The sequence below is a fragment of the Kribbella sp. VKM Ac-2566 genome (assembly GCF_004366005.1).
Taxonomy (GTDB): Bacteria; Actinomycetota; Actinomycetes; order Propionibacteriales; family Kribbellaceae; genus Kribbella; species Kribbella pratensis.
Genome location: NZ_SODT01000014.1, coordinates 87,188 through 112,324, shown reverse-complemented (window position 1 = coordinate 112,324; position 25,137 = coordinate 87,188). Strand labels below are relative to the sequence as shown.

At 69.1% G+C, this 25,137-nt stretch carries 21 protein-coding genes and 1 tRNA gene; 7 read left to right on the top strand and 15 right to left on the bottom strand.

All coding sequences use genetic code 11. From position 1 onward, the window contains the following. The first annotated feature begins 1 nt into the window (after position 1). A complete protein-coding gene (locus EV647_RS34560) occupies positions 2 to 955 on the top strand; it encodes a hypothetical protein (protein WP_238177551.1) in 954 nt (317 codons plus the stop codon). Beyond that, on the top strand, positions 952 to 1,848 hold the full coding sequence (locus EV647_RS34555) for an endonuclease/exonuclease/phosphatase family protein (RefSeq protein ID WP_134010625.1): 897 nt from the start codon (positions 952 to 954) through the stop codon (positions 1,846 to 1,848). The genes EV647_RS34560 and EV647_RS34555 overlap by 4 nt, the downstream gene beginning before the upstream one ends. Before the next feature lie 107 nt (positions 1,849 to 1,955). On the opposite strand, the gene prmC is transcribed toward EV647_RS34555, so the two are convergent. The 11 genes from prmC to EV647_RS34500 form a co-directional block, all read right to left on the bottom strand. Then, a complete protein-coding gene (prmC, locus tag EV647_RS34550) occupies positions 1,956 to 2,783 on the bottom strand; it encodes a peptide chain release factor N(5)-glutamine methyltransferase (RefSeq protein WP_134010624.1) in 828 nt (275 codons plus the stop codon). Continuing rightward, positions 2,780 to 3,856, bottom strand: a complete 1,077-nt coding sequence (prfA, locus tag EV647_RS34545) for a peptide chain release factor 1 (RefSeq protein ID WP_134010622.1) — start codon at positions 3,854 to 3,856, stop codon at positions 2,780 to 2,782. Before prfA ends, prmC begins: the two co-directional genes overlap by 4 nt. 204 nt (positions 3,857 to 4,060) lie before the next feature. After that, positions 4,061 to 4,267 carry a 50S ribosomal protein L31 gene (rpmE, locus tag EV647_RS34540; RefSeq protein ID WP_130387310.1) on the bottom strand — a complete coding sequence of 69 codons (207 nt, stop codon included), beginning with the start codon at positions 4,265 to 4,267 and terminating at the stop codon, positions 4,061 to 4,063. Between the two features lie 111 nt (positions 4,268 to 4,378). After that, on the bottom strand, positions 4,379 to 6,583 hold the full coding sequence (gene rho / locus EV647_RS34535) for a transcription termination factor Rho (RefSeq protein ID WP_134010620.1): 2,205 nt from the start codon (positions 6,581 to 6,583) through the stop codon (positions 4,379 to 4,381). 323 nt (positions 6,584 to 6,906) lie between these two features. Then, positions 6,907 to 7,875 (bottom strand): homoserine kinase, encoded by a 969-nt coding sequence (gene thrB / locus EV647_RS34530; protein ID WP_238177550.1) that lies wholly within the window; start codon positions 7,873 to 7,875, stop codon positions 6,907 to 6,909. 4 nt (positions 7,876 to 7,879) lie between these two features. Continuing rightward, entirely contained in the window at positions 7,880 to 8,944 is a 1,065-nt protein-coding gene (gene thrC, locus EV647_RS34525; protein WP_134010618.1) for a threonine synthase, read from the bottom strand. A 5-nt stretch (positions 8,945 to 8,949) separates the two neighbouring features. Continuing rightward, on the bottom strand, positions 8,950 to 10,257 hold the full coding sequence (locus tag EV647_RS34520) for a homoserine dehydrogenase (protein WP_134010616.1): 1,308 nt from the start codon (positions 10,255 to 10,257) through the stop codon (positions 8,950 to 8,952). Beyond that, on the bottom strand, positions 10,254 to 11,660 hold the full coding sequence (gene lysA, locus EV647_RS34515; protein WP_134010614.1) for a diaminopimelate decarboxylase: 1,407 nt from the start codon (positions 11,658 to 11,660) through the stop codon (positions 10,254 to 10,256). The genes EV647_RS34520 and lysA overlap by 4 nt, the downstream gene beginning before the upstream one ends. Next, positions 11,657 to 13,315 (bottom strand): arginine--tRNA ligase, encoded by a 1,659-nt coding sequence (gene argS, locus EV647_RS34510; RefSeq protein WP_134010611.1) that lies wholly within the window; start codon positions 13,313 to 13,315, stop codon positions 11,657 to 11,659. Before argS ends, lysA begins: the two co-directional genes overlap by 4 nt. Before the next feature lie 62 nt (positions 13,316 to 13,377). Next, positions 13,378 to 13,908, bottom strand: a complete 531-nt coding sequence (locus EV647_RS34505; RefSeq protein WP_134010609.1) for a hypothetical protein — start codon at positions 13,906 to 13,908, stop codon at positions 13,378 to 13,380. Positions 13,909 to 13,954: 46 nt separating this feature from the next. Further along, entirely contained in the window at positions 13,955 to 14,140 is a 186-nt protein-coding gene (locus EV647_RS34500; protein WP_134010607.1) for a PspC domain-containing protein, read from the bottom strand. 195 nt (positions 14,141 to 14,335) lie between these two features. Between EV647_RS34500 and EV647_RS34495 the strand changes: the two genes are divergently transcribed. After that, positions 14,336 to 14,407 (top strand) — tRNA-Arg (locus EV647_RS34495). A gap of 228 nt (positions 14,408 to 14,635) precedes the next feature. Here EV647_RS34495 and EV647_RS34490 read toward each other — a convergent pair. Then, positions 14,636 to 15,499, bottom strand: a complete 864-nt coding sequence (locus tag EV647_RS34490) for an AraC family transcriptional regulator (RefSeq protein ID WP_202876416.1) — start codon at positions 15,497 to 15,499, stop codon at positions 14,636 to 14,638. Positions 15,500 to 15,611: 112 nt separating this feature from the next. On the opposite strand from EV647_RS34490, the gene EV647_RS34485 reads away from it, so the two are divergent. After that, a complete protein-coding gene (locus EV647_RS34485) occupies positions 15,612 to 16,631 on the top strand; it encodes an aldo/keto reductase (protein WP_134010605.1) in 1,020 nt (339 codons plus the stop codon). 43 nt (positions 16,632 to 16,674) lie between these two features. Here the strand turns inward: EV647_RS34485 and EV647_RS34480 are convergent, their stop codons facing one another. After that, positions 16,675 to 17,208: a helix-turn-helix domain-containing protein gene (locus EV647_RS34480; RefSeq protein ID WP_134010603.1), complete on the bottom strand. Its 534-nt coding sequence runs from the start codon at positions 17,206 to 17,208 to the stop codon at positions 16,675 to 16,677. Between the two features lie 98 nt (positions 17,209 to 17,306). Here EV647_RS34480 and EV647_RS34475 point away from each other — a divergent pair, with 98 nt between their 5' ends. From EV647_RS34475 to EV647_RS34465, 3 genes are read left to right on the top strand one after another with little or no spacing between them, the layout of a single operon-like run. Next, a complete protein-coding gene (locus tag EV647_RS34475; protein ID WP_134010601.1) occupies positions 17,307 to 18,827 on the top strand; it encodes a serine hydrolase in 1,521 nt (506 codons plus the stop codon). 43 nt (positions 18,828 to 18,870) lie between these two features. Beyond that, on the top strand, positions 18,871 to 20,235 hold the full coding sequence (locus EV647_RS34470) for a triacylglycerol lipase (protein ID WP_134010599.1): 1,365 nt from the start codon (positions 18,871 to 18,873) through the stop codon (positions 20,233 to 20,235). Beyond that, positions 20,232 to 24,140: an AAA family ATPase gene (locus EV647_RS34465; RefSeq protein WP_134010597.1), complete on the top strand. Its 3,909-nt coding sequence runs from the start codon at positions 20,232 to 20,234 to the stop codon at positions 24,138 to 24,140. Before EV647_RS34470 ends, EV647_RS34465 begins: the two co-directional genes overlap by 4 nt. On the opposite strand, the gene EV647_RS34460 is transcribed toward EV647_RS34465, so the two are convergent. Together EV647_RS34460 and EV647_RS34455 are read right to left on the bottom strand one after the other, a co-directional pair. Further along, positions 24,127 to 24,510, bottom strand: coding sequence for a VOC family protein (locus EV647_RS34460; RefSeq protein ID WP_134010595.1), 384 nt, complete (start codon positions 24,508 to 24,510; stop codon positions 24,127 to 24,129). The two genes, EV647_RS34465 and EV647_RS34460, sit on opposite strands and share 14 nt — an antisense overlap. Then, the gene (locus EV647_RS34455; RefSeq protein ID WP_134010593.1) at positions 24,507 to 25,136 is read right to left on the bottom strand and encodes a maleylpyruvate isomerase family mycothiol-dependent enzyme; all 630 of its coding nucleotides are present in this window, start codon (positions 25,134 to 25,136) and stop codon (positions 24,507 to 24,509) included. Before EV647_RS34455 ends, EV647_RS34460 begins: the two co-directional genes overlap by 4 nt. Position 25,137 lies beyond the last annotated feature (1 nt).

Sequence of the window (25,137 nt, the reverse complement as noted above, 5' to 3'; positions counted from 1 at the left end):
GGTGCGGAAAGTCTGTGGGGCGCTGGCCGTCGTACTGCCCGTCGTACTGCTGGGTCTGGTGGCCTGCAGCGACGACAAGCCCGCACCGGCCGCGCCGCCGCCTCCTCCCTCGACGACGACAACGACGACGCCGCATTCCACCCCCACTCCCCCACCAGCACCGAACGGGCTCCCGCGGGGCGGACGAGTGATCTTCCCGAACTACCAGCTGGTCGCGTACGTCGGACTGCCGGGCTCGCCTGCGCTGGGGCCGCTGGACAAGGACCTGGAGGCGAAGGCGGCCAAGCTGGACAAGCTGTCACGTGCTTACGCAGCAGGGCGGACACCGCTGCCGGTGATGGAGCTGATCGCCGTTGTCGCGAAGGGGTCGCGCGGCAAGGACGGGATGTACCGCGGGCGGCTGGACGACGCGAAGATCGAGCAGTACCTGGCGGTCGCTCGGAAGCACAAGATGCTGTTGCTGCTCGACATCCAGCCGGGGCGGGCGAAGGTCCTGCCCGAGGTGAAACGGCTGGAGCGGTGGCTGAAGGAACCGGACGTCGGGCTGGCGTTCGACCCTGAGTGGGCGGTCGGACCGACTCAGGTGCCCGGCCGGGTGTTCGGGCACACGACGGGCGCGGAGCTCGACAGCATCGCGGCGTACCTCTCGGGACTGGTGCGGGCGAACGGCCTGCCGGAGAAGGTGTTCGTGTTCCATCAACTCTCGCCGCGGATCGTCACCGACGAGAAGGCACTGAAGCCGCATCCCGGAGTCGTGACGATCAAGTCCGTCGACGGGATCGGTGCGCGCACGGACAAGCTCAAGACCTGGACCAAACTCACCACGGCGCTCCCACCGTCGGTCCACGCCGGCTTCAAACTCTTCTACACCGAGGACGCCCGCCACGGACCCTTGATGACCCCGGCCCAGGTCCTGGCCCTGAAACCCCGCCCAGAACTGGTGGTCTACGAATGATCTCGATCGCCTTCGCCAACGTCGCCGGCGGCCGGTTGGTCGGCCCCGACGGTTACGAGGGCTATGACGCTGCCGACCGTACGGCGGATTTCGGGCAGGCGCTCGCGGGGCTGCGGCCGGATGTGCTGATCGTGACCGAGCTGGACCCGGACACCGATCAGCTCGAACGGCTGACCGCGGCAGCCATGCCGGGTCGGAAGGTGCACCACGTGCGGCACGGGTTCTCGGACTCGCACATCCCTGGCGTGGAGCGGCTGGGGGTGGGGATCGCGTCGACGTACCCGCTGACCGAGCTGGAGCGGATCGACCTGCCGAACCCGTCGATCGACTTCCTGCACTGGCGGACCGGTGAGCCGATGGACCCGCATCCGAAGGGGTTCCTGGTCGCGCGGGGTGACTTCGGGGCGCTCGGCGAGGTCGATCTCGTGGGCGGACAGGTGTGTCCGATCCACATGTTCCGGAGCGCCTCAGGGGTCGAGTACACGTATCGCGAGGGCCCTGGGCGGGAGTTCGGTGCGCAGATGACGGCGTACCTGCGGGAAGAGCTGGCGGCGCGCGGTGTTCGTCGGGCGGTGGTGGCGGGTGATCTGAACATGCCGAATCCACGGGAGTTCTTCGGCGAGACGCTCGGCCTGGTCGACGCGTTCGGCGACCCGCCACCTGTCACTACCCCGGACGGCCGTTCGATCGACCGGCTGTTCTCCACGCCCGACCTGGTGGCGCGCGAGGTTGAGGTGGTGCAAGTGCCTGGCGCGGACCACTTCCCGGTCGTCTGCCGGCTCACACGCCGGCACCCCGAGGCACCGGCGATCGGCCGCATCCGCGAACAGGACCTAGCCAGACCGCCGGCACGCTCCGCCCGCGGAGCAGGCCGCCACGGCGTCACCCGGTGATACCTCTGCAGCTCGACAGTACGTATACGTCCACTGCGGGCTCGACGCGGCTCGCTCAGGCGTGCGGGATGACGTCGGTATCCGACACCTCCTGTCGAGCTGCCGATTCAGATGCGGCGGCCGGTGGTGAAGCGGGGGCGGGCGGCTAGGTCTGGTTGGTCGCGGATCTCGGTGAAGAGGGCGGTGGCGGCGAAGATGGCGGGGGCTGATTCGCCCTGGACGTCGGCGTGTTCGCAGGCGAACCAGCCGCCTGGCTTGAGCAGCCGGCCTGCGGTCGCGGCGACCACCTTGATCTCGTCGAGGCCGTCGTCACCGGACCAGAGCGCAAGCGCCGGGTCGTGGTCACGGACCTCGGCCGTCACGGATTCCCACGCAGTCAACGGGATGTACGGCGGGTTGGAGATCACCGCGTCCACCTGACCGTCGAGCTCCGGCAGGCACCCGTCGATATCGCCCTCGTGCAGGATCGCCCCTGTGCCCTCCAGGTTGCGGCGAGCCCACAACACCGCGTCCGGCGACAGCTCGACCGCATGCACTGTGCTGTCCGGACGCTCGGTCGCGATCGCGCCCGCGATCGCCCCGGACCCGCTGCACAGGTCGACCACCAACGGATCGCGAACGCCGGCGATCCGCTCCAGGATCCACCCGACCATGACCTCGGTCTCCGGTCGCGGCACGAACGCCCCGGGCCCGATCGCCAACTCCCGATACCGGAACGCCGCCGTACCCGTCAGATGCTGCAACGGCTCCCGAGCAGCCCGCCGCGCGATCAAGGCGTCGTACTGAACCTGCTGGTCAGGCGTCGGTTCACGCAGGTTCAGCCGGCTGGAACCGGTGACGAAGGCCAGCAGTTCGGCGGCGTCGAAATCGGGCGAGGCAACCCCCGCCTCCTGCAGCCGCGCCGCCGCCTCGGAGACCAGAGCCTTGGTGCTCACTGCGAATCGACGGCCTCGAGCCGCGCGGCCAGGTCGGCCTCGGTCAGGGCCTGGATCACCGGCGCCAGGTCGCCGCCGAGGACCTGGTCGAGGTTGTGCGCCTTGTAACCGACGCGGTGGTCGGAGAAGCGGTTCTCCGGGAAGTTGTAGGTGCGGACCCGCTCCGAACGGTCGACGGTCCGGATCTGCGACCGCCGGGCGTCCGACGCCTCCTGGTCTGCCGCCTCCTGCGCCGCGGCCAGCAGGCGGGCACGCAGGACCCGCATCGCCTGCTCACGGTTCTGCAGCTGCGACTTCTCGTTCTGCATCGAGACCACGATGCCGGTCGGCAGGTGCGTGATCCGGACCGCGGAGTCGGTCGTGTTCACGCTCTGCCCACCCGGACCGGACGACCGGAACACGTCGATCCGCAGGTCGTTCTGGTCGATCTCGACGTCGACGTCCTCGGCCTCCGGCAGCACCAGTACGCCGGCCGCGGACGTGTGGATCCGCCCCTGCGACTCGGTCACGGGCACCCGCTGGACCCGGTGCACCCCGCCCTCGAACTTCAGCTTCGCGTACGGCGCCTCGCCCGGCTCCGGCGTACCTTTGGCCTTGACCGCGACCGTGATCGACTTGTACCCGCCAAGGTCGGACTCGGCCGAGTCGAGGACCTCGGTCTTCCAGTTCTGCGACTCGGCGTACTTCAGGTACATCTTCAGCAGGTCGCCGGCGAACAGCGCGGACTCGTCGCCGCCCTCACCCGCCTTGATCTCGAGGATCGCGTCCTTGTCGTCGTTGGGGTCCCGCGGGACGAGCAGCGTCTGCAGGCGCTCGGCGAGCTCCTCACGCCGCGCGGTCAGCCGGACCGCCTCCTCGGCGAACGCCGGGTCCTCGTGGGCCAGCTCGCGCGCGGCCTCGATGTCGTCCCCGGTCTGCAACCACTCGTCGTACGTACGGACCACCGGGGCCAGCGCGGCGTACCGCTTGCCGACCCGGCGGGCGTTGGCCTGGTCGGAGTGCAGCTCCGGCTCCGACATCTGCCGCTCCAGCTCGGCGTACTCCGCCTTCAGCGTCTCGACTGCCTCGAACATCTCGCACTCTCTGCTTCGGCCGGGCCTTCGGCACCGGCGTGGTCATGGGGCTCGACTCCCGGTCTTCCCTCGTCGCTCCAGTCGCTTCGCTCCCTGCGCTCCTCAGTCCAGACCGGGAGGCCCCATGACCTGCTTTCGGGCTACTGAACTGAAAAACCGCGCGCCGGTCCCGCAAGGATGCGGAACCGGCGCGCGGTAAGGAAGCTACTTCTTGGCGTACCGCTTCTCGAAGCGGGCCACCCGGCCACCGGTGTCGAGAATCTTCTGCTTGCCGGTGTAGAAGGGGTGGCACTGCGAGCACACGTCGGCGTGGATCACGCCGTTCTCCGCGGTGGAGCGCGTCGTGAACGTGGCGCCACAGGTACAGGTCACCGTGGTGTCGACGTACGTCGGGTGGATGTCGCTCTTCAAGACAGTCTCCTAGGTTTCAGGTGCCCCGGGTCGCCCGCACGGTGCGAGCGTGAACCGGAACCGACGTACCAGTTTGCCACCCGAAGGCGGCAAACCGGTAATCGAGGTAGCTCAGTCGCCGTTGGTGGTGCTGTGGTTGCTGCCGGTCGACGGGGTGGTCTTGTTGACCTGGAGCAGGAACTCGATGTTCGACTTGCTCTCCTTGAGCTTGCCGATCAGCAGTTCCAGCGCGGCCTGCCCGTCGAGCGCGGACAGCACCCGGCGCAGCTTCCAGACCACCTGGGTCTCGTCCTTGGACATCAGCAGCTCCTCCCGGCGGGTGCCGGAGGCGACCACGTCGATGGCCGGGAAGATCCGCCGGTCGGCGAACTCGCGGCGCAGCCGGAGCTCCATGTTGCCGGTGCCCTTGAACTCCTCGAAGATCACCTCGTCCATCTTCGAGCCGGTCTCGATCAGCGCGGTGGCGAGGATGGTCAGCGAGCCGCCGTCCTCGATGTTGCGGGCCGCGCCGAAGAACCGCTTCGGCGGGTACAGCGCGGACGAGTCCACACCACCGGACAGGATCCGGCCGCTGGCCGGTGCCGCGATGTTGTACGCGCGGCCGAGCCGGGTGATCGAGTCCAGCAGGACGACGACGTCGTGGCCGAGCTCCACCAGCCGCTTCGCGCGCTCGATCGCCAGCTCCGCGACCGTGGTGTGGTCGTCGGCCGGGCGGTCGAAGGTCGAGGCGATGACCTCACCCTTGACCGTGCGCTGCATGTCGGTGACCTCTTCGGGCCGCTCGTCCACCAGCACTACCATCAGGTGTACTTCGGGGTTGTTCGTGGTGATCGCGTTCGCGAGCGCCTGCAGCACCATCGTCTTACCGGCCTTCGGCGGCGAGACGATCAGGCCGCGCTGGCCCTTGCCGATCGGGCTGACGATGTCGACGATCCGGGTGGTCAGCACGCCCGGCTCGGTCTCCAGGCGGAGCCGCTCGGTCGCGTACAGCGGAGTGAGCTTGTTGAAGTCCTGCCGCTGCTTGGCGATCTCCGGGTCGGCGCCGTTCACGGTGTCGATCCGGACCAGCGGGTTGAACTTCTCCTTGCGCTCGCCCTCCTGCGGCTGCTTCACCGCACCGGTGATCGCGTCACCCTTGCGCAGGCCGTAGCGCTTCACCATCGAGAGCGCGACGTACACGTCGTTCGGGCCCGGCAGGTAGCCGCTGGTCCGGACGAAGGCGTAGTTGTCGAGTACGTCGAGGATGCCGGCGGCCGGGACGAGTACGTCGTCCTCGCTGATCGTCGGCTCGGTGTCGTACCGCTCGCCGCGGCCACGGGTGCGGCTGGAGTCGCGACCGCTGTCGCGGCCACCGTCACGGCCGGCGGGCTGGCCGTCGCGGTTGCGTTCCCGGTCGCGACCCCGGCGGCGCCGGCGACGGCCCTCGCCTTCCTCGCCCCGGTCGTCCTGCCGGTCCTGACGGTCCTGCCGGTCCTGACGGTTCCGCTGGTTGTCACCGCGGTTGTCCCGGTTGCCGTCGCGGCTCCCGTCACGGTTGCCATCACGGTTGCCATCACGGTTGCCATCACGGTTGCTGTCACGCTGGCCGTCCCGGTTGGTGTCCCGGTTCTGCTCGCGGGTCTGGCCGGCGTCGCGGTTGCGATCGCGGCTCTGGCTGCCGTCGCGGCTGTCCCGGTTCGTGTCCCGGTTGGTGTCCCGGTTCTGCTCGCGGGCGTTGTCGCGGTTCCGCTCGCGGGTGCGGCCCTGGCTCTCACCACGGTCGTCGGCGCGCTCCTCGGTGCGGGTCTCCACCCGCTCGACGGCGCCACTCTGGGCATCACTCGAGGCACCGTTCGGGGCAGCCGTCTCCGGCTTGGCGACCTTCGCGGCCGGCGCTTCGACGGCGACCTCGGGGGCAGCACCGTTCAGCGTGGCGCCGGTGGTCGCGTCGTTCTGCGGGTCCTGCGGCGTGTCCTTCTGGGCGGCGGCGCGGGTCCGGCGGCTGCCGCCCTCGCGCTTCGCGGGCGCCGCGGTCTTCGCCTCCGGCGCCTCGGCGGCCTCGTCGAGCGTCGGCTGCGTCGAGCGCGCCTTCGCCTTCGAGCCGCTGGTAGAGCCGCCCGCGGAAGAACCGGCGGACCCGCCGGTCTGGGCGGCCTTGATCGCCTCGATCAGCTGGCCCTTGCGCAGTGCGCCGGTGCCCTTGATGCCGAGCGTCCCGGCGAGCTGCTTGAGCTCGGGGAGCAGCATGCCCTCGAGGCCGCCTCCGGCTTTCCGGCGACGCGTCGCGGTGGTCACCGCGGCGTCAGCTCCACCGGAGGCTTCAACAGTTTCTGTCACGTGAGGTCCTTCCCACACGGATCGTCGATGTCCGACACGGCTCATCGACCAATTCATTCACCCACGGCCGCACAACGGGCACGTGGTGTACAAGAGTCTCTCGTTCGATCTGAGTCCCCCCGGACATCTCCGACGCAGGCGGCGCAAGGTCACATCCACAGGAGGGTCGCCACACAACACAGGGTGCCGGGAGCACAGCCCGGATCGTGACGAGAGCACGCCGATCACCTGGAGGGGATCGGGTGAGTCGAGACTAGCACCACAACAGGTCCTTCTGCCGACTCGGGAGGTACAACGCGTGTCAGCAGCCCGGCATTCCCGGATCAGCCGGCTTCCATCGACCAGACCTGTACGCCGACTGGATCGATCTCCAGCTCGTACTTCGTCCAGCCGTCCGGTGCATCCGGCGTACCACGGAAAAACAGGTCCTGACCTGGGCTCTTCCCGTCCTGACCGCCGAGTACGGCGACCGTCGGACCGGCACCGCTGACGACCGCCGCGAGTCCACTGCCCCGCAGTTTGTGCACCAGCGCGAGGCTCTCCGGCATCGCCGGCTCGCGGTACTCCTGATGCAGCCGGTCCTCGGTCGCGGTCAGCAGCAATTCGGGCCGCCCGGTCAGCGCCGCGACCAGAAGCGCGGCCTTCCCCGCATTGGCCGCCGCATCACTGTGGGGAACAACGCTCGGCAGCAGTCCGCGCGCCTCCTTGGTCAGCACGCGATTGTCCGGTACGTAAGCAACTACCGCCGTTGAGGCCGCCGGTTCCAGACGAACCGCTCGGCCACGCTCTTCAAATGACGCTGTGCCTTCCGTCCAAGCGATTGTGAAGCCGCCGAAGGCGGCTGCTGCAACGTTGTCCGGATGTCCTTCGATCTCGTTCGCCAGTACGACGAGACGTCCGCGATCGACCGGTTCGCCGGCCAGCGCGTACGCCGCCGCGAGCCCGCCGACGATCGCGGCCGACGACGACCCGAGACCGCGTCCGTGCGGGATCCGGTTCTCGCACCGCAAGGTGAATCCGGGCACCGAGGCACCCAGCGCGTCGAGCCCGGCCCGGATCGACCGCACCACCAGATGCGTCTCGTCCAGCGGTACCTCGCCTTCGCCGCACCCGGTGACCTCGACGGTCACTCCGGACCCGCACGGGGTGACGACAAGGTCGTCGTACAAGGTCAGCGCGAGGCCGAACGCGTCGAAGCCGGGACCGAGGTTCGCGCTGGTAGCAGGCACCCGAACCCGCACCTGATCACACGACCGCCGCCCGCCGTCCGCCTCCATGCTCTTGTCACCCATGGGATCAGGCGAGGCCGGCGATGCGGGCAACGGCGTCGGTGTCCGCCGGTGTGACGGGAGGTTCTTCGAAGGTCGCGTGGCCGAGCGCGGTGTCGATGTCCTTCAGGCCGTGGCCGGTGACGGTGATCACGACCGTCGACCCGCCCGGCAACCAGCCCTGTGCCTTGGCGTGCAACAGCCCGGCGACGCCGGCCGCCGAACCCGGCTCCACGAAGACACCTTCGCGGGACGCGAGTTCACGCTGCGCGGTCAAGATCTGCTCGTCGGTGACCATTTCGATCCGGCCGCCGGACTCGTCCCGCGCGGCCTCGGCCAATGTCCACGACGCCGGGTTCCCGACCCGGATCGCGGTCGCGGCGGTCTCCGGCTTCTCCACGATCGAGCCACGCACGATCGGCGCCGCCCCCTCGGCCTGGAAACCCCACATCTTCGGCGTCCGGGTGGCGAGCTTGTCCTTGGCGTACTCCTGGTAGCCCTTCCAGTAGGCCGCGATGTTGCCCGCGTTGCCGACCGGCAGCAGGTGCAGGTCCGGAGCGTCGCCGAGCGCGTCGCAGACCTCGAAGGACGCGGTCTTCTGCCCTTCCAGACGGACCGGGTTGACAGAGTTCACCAGGGCGACCGGGTAGTTCTTGCCCAGCTCGCGGACGATCCGCAGGCAGTCGTCGAACCCGCCGTCGATCTGCACCAGCTTCGCGCCGTGCACGACCGCCTGGGCCAGCTTGCCCTTCGCGATCCGGCCGGCCGGAATCACCACCAGCGGCAGCATCCCGGCGCGAACGGCGTACGCCGCGGCCGACGCCGAGGTGTTGCCCGTGGATGCGCAGACGACCGCCTTGTCACCGGCCTGCGCGGCCAGCGAGATCGCCACCGTCATCCCGCGGTCCTTGAACGAGCCGGTCGGGTTGTTGCCCTCGACCTTGAGCCAGACCTCGCAGCCGGACTGCTCGCTGAGCCACTGCGCGGCCACCAGCGGCGTTCCGCCCTCGCCGAGCGTGACGACCGGGGTGTCTGCCGACACCGGCAACCGGTCACGATATTCCTCGATCACGCCACGCCACTGGTGAACCATTGTGGTTACTCGCCTTCTACCCGCATCACACTGCTGACTTCACGGACGATGTCCATGTCCCGCAAGGACTCCACGGTCGCGGACAACGCGGCGTCGGTCGCGGTGTGGGTGACCACCACCAATTGCGCGTCACTGCCCCGGCCCTCCTGGCGGACGGTCTGGATGGACACGTCGTGCTCGGAGAAGGCATGGGCCACCGCCGCGAGCACACCGGCCTTGTCGGCCACGTCCAGCGACACGTGGTAGCGGGTCATCGCGTCGCCCATCGGCCGCACGGCCCGCTGGGTGTACGACGACTCGCCGACCCCCGGCACACCCTTGAGCCGGTTGCGCGCGGCGGACACCAGATCCCCGAGGACTGCACTGGCCGTCGGGGCGCCGCCGGCACCACGACCATAGAACATCAGCCGTCCAGCCGCCTTACTCTCCACGAAAACGGCGTTGTACGCGTCCCGGACACTGGCCAGCGGGTGCGTGACCGGGATCATCGCCGGGTACACCCGGGCGCTCACCGAGTCGGTCGCCTCGTCCAGCTCGCAGATCGCCAGCGACTTCACCACACAGCCCATCTCGCGGGCCGACGCGATGTCGGTCGCGGTCACCTCGGTGATGCCCTCGCGGTGCACGTCGGCGATCGAGACCCGGGTGTGGAACGCCAGGCTGGCCAGCAGCGCGGCCTTCGCCGCGGCGTCGAAACCCTCGATGTCCGCGGTCGGGTCCGCCTCGGCGTACCCGAGCGCCTGGGCCTCCTCGAGCGCCTCGTCGAAACCGGCGCCGGTGCTGTCCATCTTGTCGAGGATGAAGTTCGTGGTGCCGTTGACGATCCCCATCACCCGGGTCACGTCGTCGCCGGCGAGCGACTCGCGCAGCGGCCGCAGGATCGGGATCGCGCCGGCGACAGCGGCCTCGAAGTACAGGTCGCGCTGGTACTTCTCCGCGGCGGCGAACAGCGTCGGGCCGTCCTCGGCGAGCAGCGCCTTGTTCGCCGTGACGACCGAGGCGCCGTGCTCGAGCGCGGTCAGGATCAGGCTGCGGGCGGGTTCGAGACCGCCGATCACCTCGATCACCAGGTCCAGGTCGCCGCGGGACACCAGGGCCTGGGCATCGGTGGTGATGAGGTCCGGGTCGACGGCGATGTCGCGGGCGCGGCCGGGACGCCGTACGGCGATGCCCGCGATCTCCAGCGGGGCGCCGACGCGGGCCGCGAGATGGTCCGCCTGCTCGGTCAGGATCCGCACCACTTCGGTGCCGACCACTCCGCAACCGAGCAGGCCTACCTTGAGAGGTTTCTCGTCGTTCACGGTGTCGTTCATTCGGCGGCCCCCATGTCGAGTGCAAGCAGGTCGTCTTCGGTCTCACGGCGTACGACGACGCGCATGTGGCCGTCCTTGACCGCGATCACCGGTGGCCGCGGTACGTGGTTGTAGTTGCTCGCCATCGACCGGCAGTACGCGCCGGTGCCGGGCACGGCGATCAGGTCGCCCGGCCGGACGTCGGAGGGCAGGAACTCGTCCTTCACGACGATGTCGCCGGACTCACAGTGCTTGCCCACCACACGAGCCAACGTCGGCGGCGTGTCGGAGTACCGGCCGGCGAGCGTGCAGGAGTAGTCGGCGTCGTACAGCGCGGTGCGGATGTTGTCGCTCATCCCGCCGTCCACGGACACGTACGTCCGGGCAGCGCCGGCGTCCAGCTCGACCTCCTTGACCGTGCCGACCGCGTAGACCGTGCACATCGCCGGTCCGACGATCGCGCGGCCGGGCTCGATCGACACCTTCGGCATCTCGACGTCGAACGCACGGCACTCGTGCTCGACGATCTTGCCCATCTCGGTGGCCAGCTGCGCCGGGTCGGACGGGTCGTCCTGCGTGGTGTACGCGATCCCGAAGCCGCCGCCCAGGTCGAGCTCCGGCATGTCGACGCCGAGCTCGTCGGAAACCCTTGCGTGCAAGGCGATCACGCGCTTCGCGGCCACCTCGAACCCGGACGAGTCGAAGATCTGCGAGCCGATGTGCGAGTGCAGGCCGAGCAGCTCCAGCTCCGGGGACTCGTTGACCCGGGCAACGGCTTCGAAGGCGGCGCCGGAGGTGATCGAGAACCCGAACTTCTGGTCCTCGTGCGCGGTCGCGATGTACTCGTGGGTATGCGCCTCGACGCCCGCGGTGACCCGGATCATCACCGGGGCGACCACGTTGCGTTCGGCGGCGAGCTCGATCAGCCGGGTGATCTCGTACTGCGAGTCGACGATGATCCGCCCGACGCCGGCGTCCAGTGCGCGGGCCAGCTCGGACTCGGACTTGTTGTTGCCGTGGAACCCCAACCGCTTGGGATCGGCGCCGGCCCGGAGTGCGACCGCCAGCTCTCCCCCGCTGCAGATGTCGAGGTTCAGGCCCTCTTCCATCACCCAGCGGACGACCGTCGTACACAGGAACGCCTTGCCGGCGTAGTAGACGTCGAAGTCCTTGAACGCGTGCTTGAACGCGCGGGCCCGGGAACGGAAGTCGTCCTCGTCCAGCACGTACGCCGGGCTGCCGTACTCGGCGACCAGGTCCCGGACGTCGACGCCGCCGACCTCGAGGGCGCCTTCACCGTTCTTCTTGGCCGTGTACGACCAGAGCGCCGTGACCAGGTCGTTGGGATCACGCGGCGCGCGCAGCCACTGCGGCGCCCGGTGGCCGATGTCGGCGTGCAGCGCGCCCGCCTCGTGCGCCCTCACATCCGCTCCGGTGCGGAGACGCCGAGCAGGTCGAGCCCGTTGGCGAGCACGGTCCGGGTCGCGGAGACCAGGGTGAGACGAGCCTTGTGCACCGGCTCCACCTCCTCGTCGCCGCGCGGCAGCACGCGGCAGCTGTCGTAGAACTTGTGAAAAGCGGACGCGGTGTCCTCGAGGTACCGCGCGACGCGGTGCGGCTCGCGGAGCTCCGCGGCAGTCGCGACGACCCGCGGGAACTCGGCCAGCGCGCGGAGCAGGTCGCCCTCACGCTCGTGGCTGAGCAGGCCGGGATCGAACTCGTCGAGCTTGATGCCGAGCTCGTCGGCGTTCCGGACGATCGAGGCCAGGCGGGCGTGCGCGTACTGCACGTAGTACACCGGGTTCTCGCTGGCCTGCCGGGTCATCTCCTCGATGTCCAGGGTCAGCGGCGAGTCGGTCGGGTAGCGGCACAGCGTGTAGCGCAGCGCGTCGACGCCGCCCTCCTCGACCAGCTCGGCGAGTGTGACGATGGTGCCGGCGCGCTTGGACAGCTTCATCTCCTCGCCACCCTTGAGGATCTTCACCAGCTGGCCGATCAGGACCTCGATGTTGTGCTCGGGGTCGTCGCCGGCGCAGGCCGCGATCGCCTTCAGCCGGTTCACATACCCGTGGTGGTCGGCGCCGAGCATGTAGATGCACGTCTCGAAACCACGCTCACGCTTGTTCACGTAGTACGCCGCGTCGGAGGCAAAGTACGTCGGCTCGCCGTTCGAGCGGATCAGGACGCGGTCCTTGTCGTCGGTGAAGTCCGTGGTCCGCATCCACAGCGCGTCGTCCGCCTCGTACAGATGCCCCTGGTCGCGGAGCTTCTGGATCGCGTGCGGTACGCCGTCCTGCTCGTGCAGACTGCGCTCGGAGAACCAGACGTCGAACTTGGTCCGGAAATGCTCGAGCTGGTCCTGCTGCTCCTTGAGCTGCCGCTCGTACCCCGCCTCGCGGAACGCGATCACCTGCTCGTCCTCGGGCAGCGTCAGGATGTCCGGGACCTCGTCGGCGATCCGCTTCGCCAGGTCGAGGATGTACTCGCCGTGGTACCCGTCCTCCGGGATCTTGTGCCCGTGCGCGGCGGCCTGCAGGCTGGCGCCGAACTTGTCCATCTGGTTGCCGCGGTCGTTGATGTAGAACTCGCGGCTGACGCTCGCACCGGCGGCGGCCAGCACGCGGGCCAGCGCGTCACCGACGGCGGCCCAGCGGGTGTGGCCGAGGTGCAGCGGGCCGGTCGGGTTCGCCGAGATGAACTCGAGGTTGATCGCCCGCCCCTGCAGGCTGTCACTGGTGCCGTACTTCGGGCCCGCGTCGAGGATCGCCTGCGCGACCTTGCCCTGGGCGTCGGCCGCGACCCGGAGGTTGATGAAACCGGGGCCGGCGATCTCCACCGCGGTGATGGCCTCGTCGCCCTGCAGCTCGGCGGCGAGCAGCTCGGCGAACGCGCGCGGGTTCATCCCGGCCCGCTTGCCCAGTTGCATGGCGACGTTCGTCGCGTAGTCCCCGTGCTCGGGGTTCTTGGGTCGCTCGACCTTCAGCTCGCGCGGCAGCCCGCCCTCGACGGTGATGGTGCCGTCGGCGGCGAGCGCGGCCAGGGCCTGCAGGATCTTCTCAGCGAGCTGTTCCGGAGTCACCGCCTCAGCCTAATGGCCGCACCCCCAAACCCTTGACTCACCATCCACAGCCCGGTACGCAGTCAGTGCTGAGCACTCACCGTGACCCGGGCGTTGCGGAGCAATGGGGTGTCCCACGGGGCCGGTTTGCCGTCGACGGTGACCTTGAGGTCCGCGCAGGCATCGGCGAGGCAGCCGGCGTCGTACCGGACTCCCCAGAGGGTGAAGAACTGAGCGAGCGTCGGTTTCTCGTCGGCCGTCTTCGCCTCGACCCAGACCACGCCGTCGGTGGTGTGGGTGTGGACGGCGGCCTGCTCGGCGCGGCGCTTGTCGACGCCGATCCCGGCCGGGACCTGCACCGGTTTGCCGTCGACCGTGACCGCGATGTTCACCGTGTACGGCGAGGGGCCGGAGAAATCGAGCGGGAGGCGTTCGAACCCGGCCTTGTCGATATAAGAGACCGCGTCGCGGGGAGCGTCCCACGGCGGTGCGCCGGTCCGGAGGTCGGCGGCCGCCGGCGGTGCGGGTCCGACCTGACAACCACCCACGACGCTGCTCGCGAGGAGCAGCGCCGCCGCCGTACCGACCGCCCGGCGCCACCTGCCTGCTCTCATGGAAAGTCAGGTTGCCAGGTGCGTCGTGACGGTCGGCTGGCGGGGGTCAGTCCTCTGACGGCAGGATGATCCAGAGCGCGATGTAGATCAGGAACTGCGGGCCGGGCAGCAGGCAGCTGATCACGAAGATCAGGCGCATCGTGTTGGAGGAGATACCGAACCGGCGAGCCAGACCGGCGCAGACACCGCCGATCCAGCGATCGTGTGACGGGCGGACCAGTGAGCTTGCCATGATGAGTACCGTTTCCTTTCCACCGTTGGGCTTACCTCCACTATGACGGTGCCCACGACGGATCTGATCCCCCTCGAGCGGTGTTCCAGGGTCCGCTCAGGGCTCCCCCGTACGACGATGGACGGGGCTCGCACCGCACCGGCCCCCAATTCGGGATTTCACCGAACTTCCTGCTACTGTTCTGCACGTTCCTGAGCCCCCGTAGCTCAGGGGATAGAGCACCGCCCTCCGGAGGCGGGTGCGCAGGTTCGAATCCTGCCGGGGGCGCGACCGATCTGGCCGATCTCTGTGCGCAGAATGCGCGCACATTGATCGGTCTTTGTGTTTTCTGGGGGTGCGACCCCCAGGCCCCGCCCGGAGGGGCTTCGCCCCCCGGACCCCCCTTGGGATGTGGTGGGGCGGGGGGTGGTGTCCGAGGGGCATGGGTTGCGGTGTGCGGCTTGGGCTGGTGGTGGTGTCCGAGGGGCTCGGGTGGGGTGTGGCCGTGGTTTGGGGTCAGGGGGTTCTGTCTTCGCCGGGGGTGGTGTTGAAGGCTCTTTGGTAGTCGCGGGTGAAGTGGCTGGGGCTGGCGTAGCCGAGTTCGTGGGCGATGGTGGCGACGGGGGTTGAGCGGGTTCTCAGGTGGATGCGGGCCTCTTGGAGGCGCAGCTGCTTCTGGAACTGGATGGGGGTCATCGACGTCGCGGCGCGGAAGTGGCGGTGGAAGGTCGACGGGCTCATGCCGGCCAGGTCGGCCAGGTCGGCGATGCGGAGCTGCCGGCTCGAGTTGCGGCGGATCCAGCGGATCGCCTCGGCGATGTGGGCCAGCATGCCGTCGGCGAGGCCGATCTGACGGACCAGGGCGCCTTGCTCGCCGGTGAGCAGCCGCCAAAGGATCTCCCGGCGGATGCCCGGCGCCAGCACGCGGACGTCGTCGGGGCGGTCCGCGATCCGCAGCAGCCGTACGACGGGATCCAGCAACTCGTCGCTCGCATCGCTCACCACCAGGCCGCCGTACTGCGCCGGACGGGCTGGTGTCTCCAGCAGCAGCGGCGCAATCTCGGCCGGCTCGAGCCGCAGGCTGACGACCGTGAACGGCTCGTCGCGGCTCGCCTTCGCCGCCTGGCCGATCACCGGCAGATCCAGTGACGCGACCAGGTACTGCCCGGCGCCGTACTCGTACGGGACCCCGTTCAGCAGGGTCCGTTTGAGGCCGGAGGCAACGATCGCCACCGACGGTTCCGCGACACCCGCCTCCGGCTCGGTCGGGGCGTCGCGCCGGCTGATCCGGACACCCGGCAGCAGCTGCCGGGCGTGCTCCTGGTGGCGACCCGCGTCGTACCGGCAGATGAGGGCCCGCAGTTCGTCGAGCAGATCCACGTCTCCAGATTGACAGGATCGGGCAAGCCCGCGCCAGGATCGCGCTCACGCTGCCGCCGCGACGGCTGGTCTGATCGAGAGCAGGTATCCACAGCAGGAACGGAGTACGGCAGTGAAACGACGCATTCTCGGCGCGACCGGCCTGTCCGTCAGCGAGTTCGCACTCGGGGCGATGATGTTCGGCACCATGGGCAACCCCGACCACGAGGACGCCGTACGCATCATCGGCAACGCCCTGGACGCGGGCATCAACCTGATCGACACCGCCGACGTCTACTCCGGCGGCGAGTCCGAGGAGATCGTCGGTACGGCGATCAGGAACCGGCGCGACGAGGTGATCCTGGCGACCAAGTTCGGCATGCCGATGGGCGCGGACCCGAACCAGCGCGGGGCCTCCCGGCGCTGGATCGTGCGGTCCGTCGAGAACAGCCTGCGGCGGCTCGGCACCGACCACCTCGACCTGTACCAGCTGCACCGCCCCGACCACGACACCGATCAGGACGAGACCTTGTCCGCGTTGTCGGATCTCGTCCAGGCCGGGAAGATCCTGGCCTTCGGCTCCTCGATGTTCCCGGCGGAGACGATCGTCGAGGCGCAGTGGGCCGCCGAGCGCCGCGGCACGCACCGGTACCTGACCGAGCAGTGCATGTACTCGATCTTCACCCGGCGACCGGAGGCATCGGTCTTCCCGGTCACGCAGCGGCACGGGCTGGGAGTCCTCACGTTCAGCCCGTTGAACGGAGGCTGGCTCTCAGGACGCACAGACCTGGCAGCGAGCCACCGGGCGACGATCCGGCCGTCCAGCTACGACCCCTCGAGTCCGACCAGTCAGGCGAAGGCGGAAGCAGCGGCAAAGCTCGCCGCTCTCGCAGCCGAGGCCGGTATGACGTTGCCGCACCTGGCGACCGCGTTCGTCCGCGCGCATCCGGCGGTGACGTCGGTGATCATCGGCCCTCGTACCCAGGAGCAGCTCGACAGCCTGTTGTCCGGCGCCGAGATCGAGCTGTCCGCGGACCTGCTCGACCGGATCGACGAGATCGTGCCGCCGGGCACGGAACTGGACGCGGCGGACAACTACGCGACCACTCCCCCGGCGATCGAGCACGCTCACCTGCGCCGGCGCCTCACCTGATGCCTGCCGCGGCAGTAGTCCAGATCGCCTGCACGGAATGGGGTCAGCTGTCGGGTAGCGAGAACATCGACACGACTACGCGGTCCTTGCCTGGGGACTCGGCCAGGTAGGGGGCGATCAGCTCCTCGAAGGCTGACCGGAACGCGGTCATGTCGTCCGGGCTGAGGTAGAGGGCCAGTTGTGAGTAGCCCAACTGGTGGAGCCGCGGGTACAGGTCACCGCTCTCGACGACACGATCGAAGTCGGCGGCCAGGCGGGTCAGCATCATCAGGAACGCCTGCCGATGCTGGTCCGGTGTCATCGCCCGCGCCTCGCGCTCGTCGATCCGGCCGACCTTCGTCTGGTCGAGACCGAGTGTGCGCTCCGTCGTGCCGCGGATCTTCCGCTCGCGGACGACGGTCAGGTAGCCGGCGTCGATCAGCGCGGCGACGTGCCGGTAGAGCGTCGTGGCGGGGACGTCGGGCAGGTCGCGTTTCAGGTCCGTGGTGGTGACCTCACGGCCTAGCACCCGCTGCACGATGCGCCAGCGGATCGGGTGCAGCAGAACGTCCAGCACCGGGGTCGGCGACTCCTCCATCGGCTCTCCATCAGGGATCTTTCAGGGTATCCATTGATACCAACTCTGGTAATAATAGCGGAATCGGAAGCATTCCTACTCGCCCGAGGAGACGTGACGTGTCGCTCACCCGTCGTACCGTGCTCAAGTCCGCGGCCGCTGCCGTACCGGTTGCTGCGTTGACCACGTTGACCACACTGCCCTCATCGGCCACCACCAGCAGGGAACCGGCCGCGATCGGCCGGCTGGTCGAGAAGATCGAGGCCGGGATGGCGAAGTACGCGATCCCCGGAGCCGGTCTCGGCGTCTGGTACCGCGGCCGGGAGTACGTCCACGGCTTCGGGGTCACCAGCGTGGACACCGGCGAACCGGTCTCCGGCGACACCGTGTTCCGGATCGGCTCGACCTCCAAGACGTTCACCGCGACCGCGATCATGCGGCTCGTCGAACGCGGCCGGATCAGCCTGGACCGACCGGTCCGCGCGTACCTGCCGGACTTCGCGACGCAGGACACCTCGGTCGCGGCGCGAGTCACGGTCCGGCAGTTGCTGAACCACACGGCCGGCTGGCAGGGCGACTACTTCGAGGACACCGGCCAGGGCGACGAGGCGCTCGCGCAGTACGTCGCCGGTATGACGAAGGTCCCGCAGCTCACGCCGCTCGGGAAGGTGTTCTCGTACAACAACGCGGCGATCGGTGTGGCCGGGCGGATCATCGAGGTGGTGACCGGTAAGCCGTACGAGACCGCCGCCCGCGAGCTGGTCGTGGATCCGCTCGGACTCGCGCACAGCCGGTTCTTCCGCAGTGAGCTCGACGGCTTCAGCGTCGCCGCGTCGCACAACATCGTCGACGGAAAGCCGGTCGTCGAGCCGTCGTTCGACGCGATGCCGCGGGCGCTGCACTCGGTCGGCGGCCTGATCTCGAGCGCACGGGACCAGCTCCGGTACGCGCGGTACCACCTGGGGCACCGGGACATCCCCCAACTGCTCAGCGACCGCAGCAGGCTTGCAATGCAATCGCACCCGGGTCCGGGCGGCACGCTGTTCGTCGAGCTGAACGGCGTAGGAGTCACCTGGATGCTGCGTCCGACCGCCCAGGGCCCGACGGTGGTGCAGCACGGCGGGGACTGGTCAGGTCAGCACTCCGGCTTCCTGTTCGTACCGCAGCGGGACTTCGCGATCACGTTGCTCACCAACTCCGAGAGCGGGCCATCTCTGGTGGCAGAGCTGTTCGCGGACGACTGGGCACTGCAGGAGCTCGCCGGCGTCACCAACCTGCCCGCCGTACCGCGGGAGCTGCCGCCGAGCCGGCTGGCCGCCTACGAAGGCACCTATGTCTCCCAGCAGATCGGTTTCGACGGCAAGCCGGAGGAGCTCGGCCTCGACCTCACCGCCGACAGCGGCGAACTGGTCGCCGGCGTGGGCGGACAGGCTCTGTTCCGATTCGCCTTCTATCGCAAGGATTACGTTCTCGCGCAGAACCCGGACGGCACGCCGACGCACGTCCGCGCCAACTTCGTCCGCGGCACCGACGGACAGGTCGAATGGCTCCGGTACGGCGGCCGCCTGTTCCGCCGTCAACCAGCCACCAAGAAGACACTCCGTCCGGCCAAGCTCCGCCACCCCGCCACGGTCTGGTAATTCGCCCGACCCGGATCGAGACTGAATCCGGGGGTGGGTTCGGATGGACGTAATGGGGGCCGTGTCGCGGGACGCCGTCATCGTGATCCCGGGAATCATGGGGAGTTCGCTGGTCGATGTCGAGTCGGGAGACGTCCTGTGGGGCCTCGACGACGCGAGTTGGTGGGTCAGCGCGTGGACGACGGGAAGAGCGCTCAAACGTTTGGCTGTCACGGATGATGAACGGGCCGGCCGGACCGGCCGCGTCCGTGCCGGCGGGCTGTTGCGCTTCCCGGCGTTCGCACCGGTGCTGAAAGGCTTCGAGCCGTACACGAAGTTGCTGACGGGGATCGGACCCGTGCTCGCACATCCGGATGCGTTGTGCGAGTTTCCCTACGACTGGCGGCTGTCCGTGGAACACAACGCGCACGAACTCGAGCGACTGGTCGACCGGCACCTGTCCCAGTGGCAGGCGCATCCGTCGGGCAGCGCCGACGCGAAGGTCGTCCTGGTCGCGCACTCGATGGGCGGCCTGATCGCCCGGTACTACCTGCACGTGCTCGGCGGTGCGTCCGACGTCCGTACGACGGTCACGCTCGGCACGCCGTACTACGGCTCCGTGAAGTCGGCGTACATCCTGGGCTCGGGAGACGGCCTGCCGATTCCCCGCAGGCGGCTCCGCACACTGGTCCGGCACATGCCCGGGCTGTACGACCTGCTGCCTTTCTACCGGTGTGTCGACGAGGGTGCGACTGCCCGCCGGCTCGAGCCGAATGACATCGCGAGTCTCGATGGAGACCGGGAACTTGCCGGCGAATCCCTTCTACGGCACGACAAACTGATGGAAGGGGACGCCGGCAGTCTGCGGCTGCTCATCGGCGTCGAACAGCCGACGATGCAGAGTATGTCGGTGCGCGACGGCGTACTGACGCCCCTCATGCACACCTGCATCACCGACCCGGCCGGAGTGATCAGGGAGCGGCTGGATCTGCGCGGAGACGGCACGGTGTTCCGCCGGTCGGCCGCCGGGTTCGGCCTGTCCCCCGGCACGCTCCCGCAGTCCCACGGCGCCGTTGCCGCGACCGAGGAAGCCATCTCCCACGTGCGCGACGTCCTGACCAACGACATCGCCGGTCCCCCACTCGGCCCCGGGGAGATCGGGATCGACGTACCCGATGTCGTCTCCGTGGCCGAGCCGCTGACGATCACAGTGACCGGTGCGGACGCGACCGGTACGACGTGCCGGGTCGTCGACGTCTTCAGCCGTTGGCAGGTCGCCGTGCCGCCGTTGCAGCGTCGCGACGGGGCGCTGACCGCATCGGTCGTTCTCGGGGAGCCGGGCGTCTACCGGGTCGAGGTGAAGGGCGGCGGCGCATCCGCCGTCACCGAGCAGGTACTTGCGGTCCCACCAGAAGAGGCGGGCCAATGAGCGAGCCGGCTTTCGCCATCTATCCCATCCCGATCGCTGCCTACAGCACCGAGGTACGGCGGCCGTTCGCGTCGATCCCGGCCGAGGACGACGCCAAGGCGATCGCTGACCTGCTCACGCCGTACGGCGGGGTCGTACACCACTGGACCGACGCCCAGCCGAACGCCGAGTGGGTGAAGCAGGAACTGGGCGCTTGGGCCGGGCGTGATGGGCCGCGGAGTTCGGTCCTCGTCTGGGTGGGCCATGGCGAGTCGGACACGGAGGATGCCTGGCTGGCGTCGTACAACAGCACGCAGCACATGAAGGGCTCCGGCCACCACGCGGAGGAACTGGCGACCCACCTGGCGGACGAATGGGCCGGCCGCAGCGATGACCCCGGGGCATGGGCGCTGGTCGTCATCGAGGCCTGCGGCGCGGAGCGGTTCGTCCAACTGCTCGCGGCGAAGATCCTGTCCACGACGAATCCGGCGAAACGCTTCGCGCTGCTCGGTGGCGGCGGCACCGGATCGGGCTTCCTCAAGGCGGTGCCGAAGGCGCTGGAACTGGCGTTGAAGTCCTTCACGGCCAACGATGAGGTGATCCGGGTGGCCGACCTGGTCGGCCGGACGGAAGGCTTTCTGGCGTTCGGCTTCGCGATCCCGATCGGGCTCGGCCCGGCCCGGCCGCTCGTCCCGCCACCGCGGCCGCTCCGCGCCGGCGTCACCGCCACCCAGGACGTGTATCTCGAGCTGGAGGCATTCCTTGCCGGTCTGCCGACGGATCAGCGCAAGTTCTTCGTGCCCAAGGCGCAGGGGGCAGAGCTCGGTGAGCCGACCTGGTACTTCGAGGGACGCGGCCGCGAGCAACGGCAAATTTCCGAGTGGCTGCGCACAACTGGTTCCGGGCTGCTCGCCGTCACCGGGCCGGCCGGCTCGGGCAAGTCCGCCGTCCTGGGCAACCTCGTCGTCCACAGCAACCCGTCACTGCGCGAGTTGCTGATCCGCGCCAGTCAGGTCAAGCAGCTGGCCGCACCGGAGCAGCCGCCGGACGACGTCTTCGATGCCACGGTCCTGCTCACCGGTCTGACGACCACCGAGATGGTCAACCGGCTGAACGCCGATCTCCGGGGGGAGCAGGATGCCTCCACCACGCTCGACGGCCTACTGACAGCGGTCGAGGGCCGCACGGTCATGGTCGATGCGCTGGACGAGGCCCAGGACCCGCTCGCGGCAGCCGCTGTACTGCGGCAGTTGTCCGAGGTCCCCGGCTGCCGGGTCGTCGTCGGCACCCGCCGTTCGACCAGCGAAGGCCCTGACCTGTTGGAGCCGGTGGACACGAACCTGCTCGACCATCTCCAGCCGGCGGGCACCGTGACGGTCGACCTCGATGCCGACGCGGTGACGAGGTACGTCGAGCATCGGTTGAACTCGCTGCCGATCGACACGGGCACCGCGGCCGCGGCCGCGCGCAGCGTCGGCGCACACAAGAGGCACTTCCTCCATGCCAGGCTGGCTGTGCACGAGATCCTCGCCCGGCCCGAGTTGCTGACCGCTGAGGCGCGGCCCGAGCTCGCAGACCTGTTGGCGCAGGACCATCGTGGTTTGTTCGCGACCGCGGTAGAGCGGCTGACAGTTGCCGACCGCAGCTTCCGTCCGTTGCTGGAAGCCCTTGCCCATGCCCGCGGCCGGGGTCTGCCCCGGGCCGACGGCATCTGGGCCACAGCCGCTGGAGCGTTCACGCCAAGCCCGCCCGGCGAGGCCGATCTCGACAACCTGCTGGTTGCGGCGGCGCCGTACGTCATGCTCGACGGGGAGCACGGTCAAAGCACGTACCGGCTGGCCCACCAGACGTTCGTGGAGCACTTCCACGCGCAACCGTCGTACGCCGCCGGCCACCGGCGGATCGCGCGAGCGCTGGCCGGGCGGCAGCGGTCGGCGACGGACGGTTGGGCGGACGCGAACTTCTACCCGGTTCGCTACCTCGCCGAGCATCTGGTGGTTGACGCGGACCGGATCGCACCGGCTTCCGAGGCGGTCGTCGACCTGGTGACCGATGCCGGCTGGCTGACCCGCGCCGTCGGCCTGCTGGGCGTCGACCAGACCGACGCGGTCATCACCGCGGCCAGGGCCGTGATCGAACAGAACACGTCGCGCGACGACGCGACGGTGACCAGGTTCCAGACCGTTGACGTGATGGAACGGGCCCTCCGCCGGAGCCGGACCGCTCTCACTCGCGACCCCACCCAGCTCGCGGGTCAGTTGCACGCCCGGCTGAAGGAGTACCCCGGCCCCTCGATGACCGGGCTGGGCGATGCGGTCGGCCGACTCGCGACCGTGCCTTGGCTGCGGATGGTCGAGGGCAGCCTCGACTGGAGAGCAGATCTCGAGTCGACCTACAGCACTACCGGCAAGGTCCGTGGTCTCGGCTTCGGCCACGTCGACGACCGGCCCGTGGTCGCGATCGCGGTCGACACCCGGATCGAGTTGTGGGATCCGCGGACCGGCGTACCGGATGTCATGTCGATGATCGCGCTCGAGCACCGCGCGACCGCCGTGGCGATGTCCGTCATCGATGGTCGCCCGGTCGTGGTCACCTCGGCCGGGTACGACCGGATCCTCGAGGTATGGGACGCCCGCACCAAGGAACGCATCGCCGCGGCGGACGTCGGCCTCGGTCACGCCATCGGGGTCGGCCGGGTCGACGGGCGGCTGGTCATCGCCGGTGTCGACATCGACCGCACGCCGAGGATGGTCGACGCCGTGACCTTGCAGCCGTTCGACGTTCCACCGGCGCTCGAGGCCCTCGACGTTCGTGGCTTCGGGATCGAGGACGACGGCGCGCTGGTGCTGCTGGCCGTGCAGGACGAGCCGGTCCCGGACCGCGCCCATCGCATTCTGCTGATCAATCCCGCCGATAGCCGCGAGGTCTGGCGGACCGCTCCGATCCAGTTCGACGGCGGCAGTCTGCTGGACGTCATGGCCGGGGCCCGGATCGGCGCGCCGTTCGTGGTCGTCGCGGGGATCGGGAACCACCTGCATTGGTTCACCGAACGGCACGCGCACGTCGAGGAGTCGCCGTACGACGAGCGTGCTCGGGCCATCGCGATCGGCGTGGTCGGCGGACATCCGATCGTCGCTGCGGCGCCCGACTACGACGACACTGCCCTGGTGCAGTTGCAGCAATTCAGGTTCAGCACGGGCCGCACCAGTGCGAACCTCTCGCGGCTCCGCAACGACACCGCCGAGCAGTGGCGCTACGACCGGTTCGTGCCGACAGCTGTCCCCGAGGAACTCGGCAAACAGCCGCGGCGACACGAGTCCCGCGGTCGGCCGCTGGACCTGGATCGGCCGGAGGGCTGGCCGCAGTCGGTCGCGGCGACCGGTGAGGTGGACGGCGTGCCGGTGATCGCGACGGGATCGGTCGAGGGCGCCGTCTGGGTCTGGGACCGGCGGACCCTGTCTCCCGACCATCGGGAAGGCGAGCGTCCGCGCGCGATCGCGGGGCCGTTCGTCGAGCTGCCGTCGTACGTTCTCGAGCAGGGCTGGAACCTGCTGTACGCCAAGCCGAACCTGGAGCAGGCCACCTCTGTGGCCTTGGGCAACCTTCCCGGGTACGGCGGGGTCGTCGCCGTGGCCTGCGGCGGGCGGGCTCGGGTGTACACGATCACGGACGGGAAGCGGATCGAGAGTCCGGCGGACCGCGCGTCAGCGGTCCAGTGTGTGGCAGTCGGATCGCTCAACACGCGGACCGTGCTGGTCACCGGGTCGACCGGCGGCAACGTCGCGGTCTGGGATCCGGCAGCGGGCACCCGGGTCGCCGGGCTGTACGTCGACGACCCGATCACGCAGCTGGCCGTCGATTCCGGCCGGATCCTGCTCCGGACCGCCACCCACGGCGACTACGCCCTCGAACTCAAGGAGCCGTGACCATCCAGAGGTGTCCGTCGGGGTCGGTGAACGTGGTCATGTAGGCCCACAGCCTCTGAGCCGGTGCCGTCACCTGTACCGCCCCGGCCGCGACGGCCTTGGCAGCCGCTGCGTCGACAGCCTCTTGACTATCGACCTCCATGGTGAGGACGCACTCGCTCTGGCCATAGGGCGCGGCCGGCTGATCACCCAGTACCCAGCCGAAGCCTTCGGTCGGGATCAGCATCATCCTGACGTCGTCGGCCAGCTGGAACTGCAGCGGTTCGGGGATGCCGTCCTCGTCCGGTTCTCCGACCGGTGTCAGGCCCAGCGCCTCCTGGTAGAAGGCGTACGAGCGCGGCCGGTCCTCGATCGGGAGGCAGATGATCATCGGGTCACTCCAGTGGTGAAGCGGTCGGCGTCGCGACCGGAGAGGTGGTTGGGTGGGAGGCTACGGCCGCTGAGGACCAGCAGCAGGTCCTGTGCCGTGCCGGCGAGCGGTACGCCGGCGCCGTAGGTCCAGTTGAGGTCGGTGGCCTGCAGTTGGACATCGGTCAGGTCGACACCGAAGTACTTGATCTGGCGTGGTTTCATCGCGTCGAAGATGATGCGCAGCCGCTCGGACGGCACCTGACGATCGATGCCCAGTGCAACGGTCACGTCGAGACCGTGCACCACGTCGTGCGACAACGCACCCGCATAGCCGCCACCAGGCGGTTTCCACGGGTGGTTGATGTTCTGGCGCAGACACTCGACCAGCTGCGCCGGCGTCAGGTCCGCCGCATCCTGCCGGGCCTGCCGGTCGGCGTACCGGTTGAAGTTGCCGCCGGACCGGACCATCCCGGCCAGGAACCGCGGCATCGAGATCCGGTACGGCATGGTGATGTGCGCGACCAACTCGCGCACCCGCCAGCCGGCACACAGCGTCGGCTCGTCCCAGGCTTCTGGTTGCAGCCCGGCCAGCACCCCCGCCAGCTCGGACCGCTCGTGCGCTACAGCACTCCTGATATCCGTCATA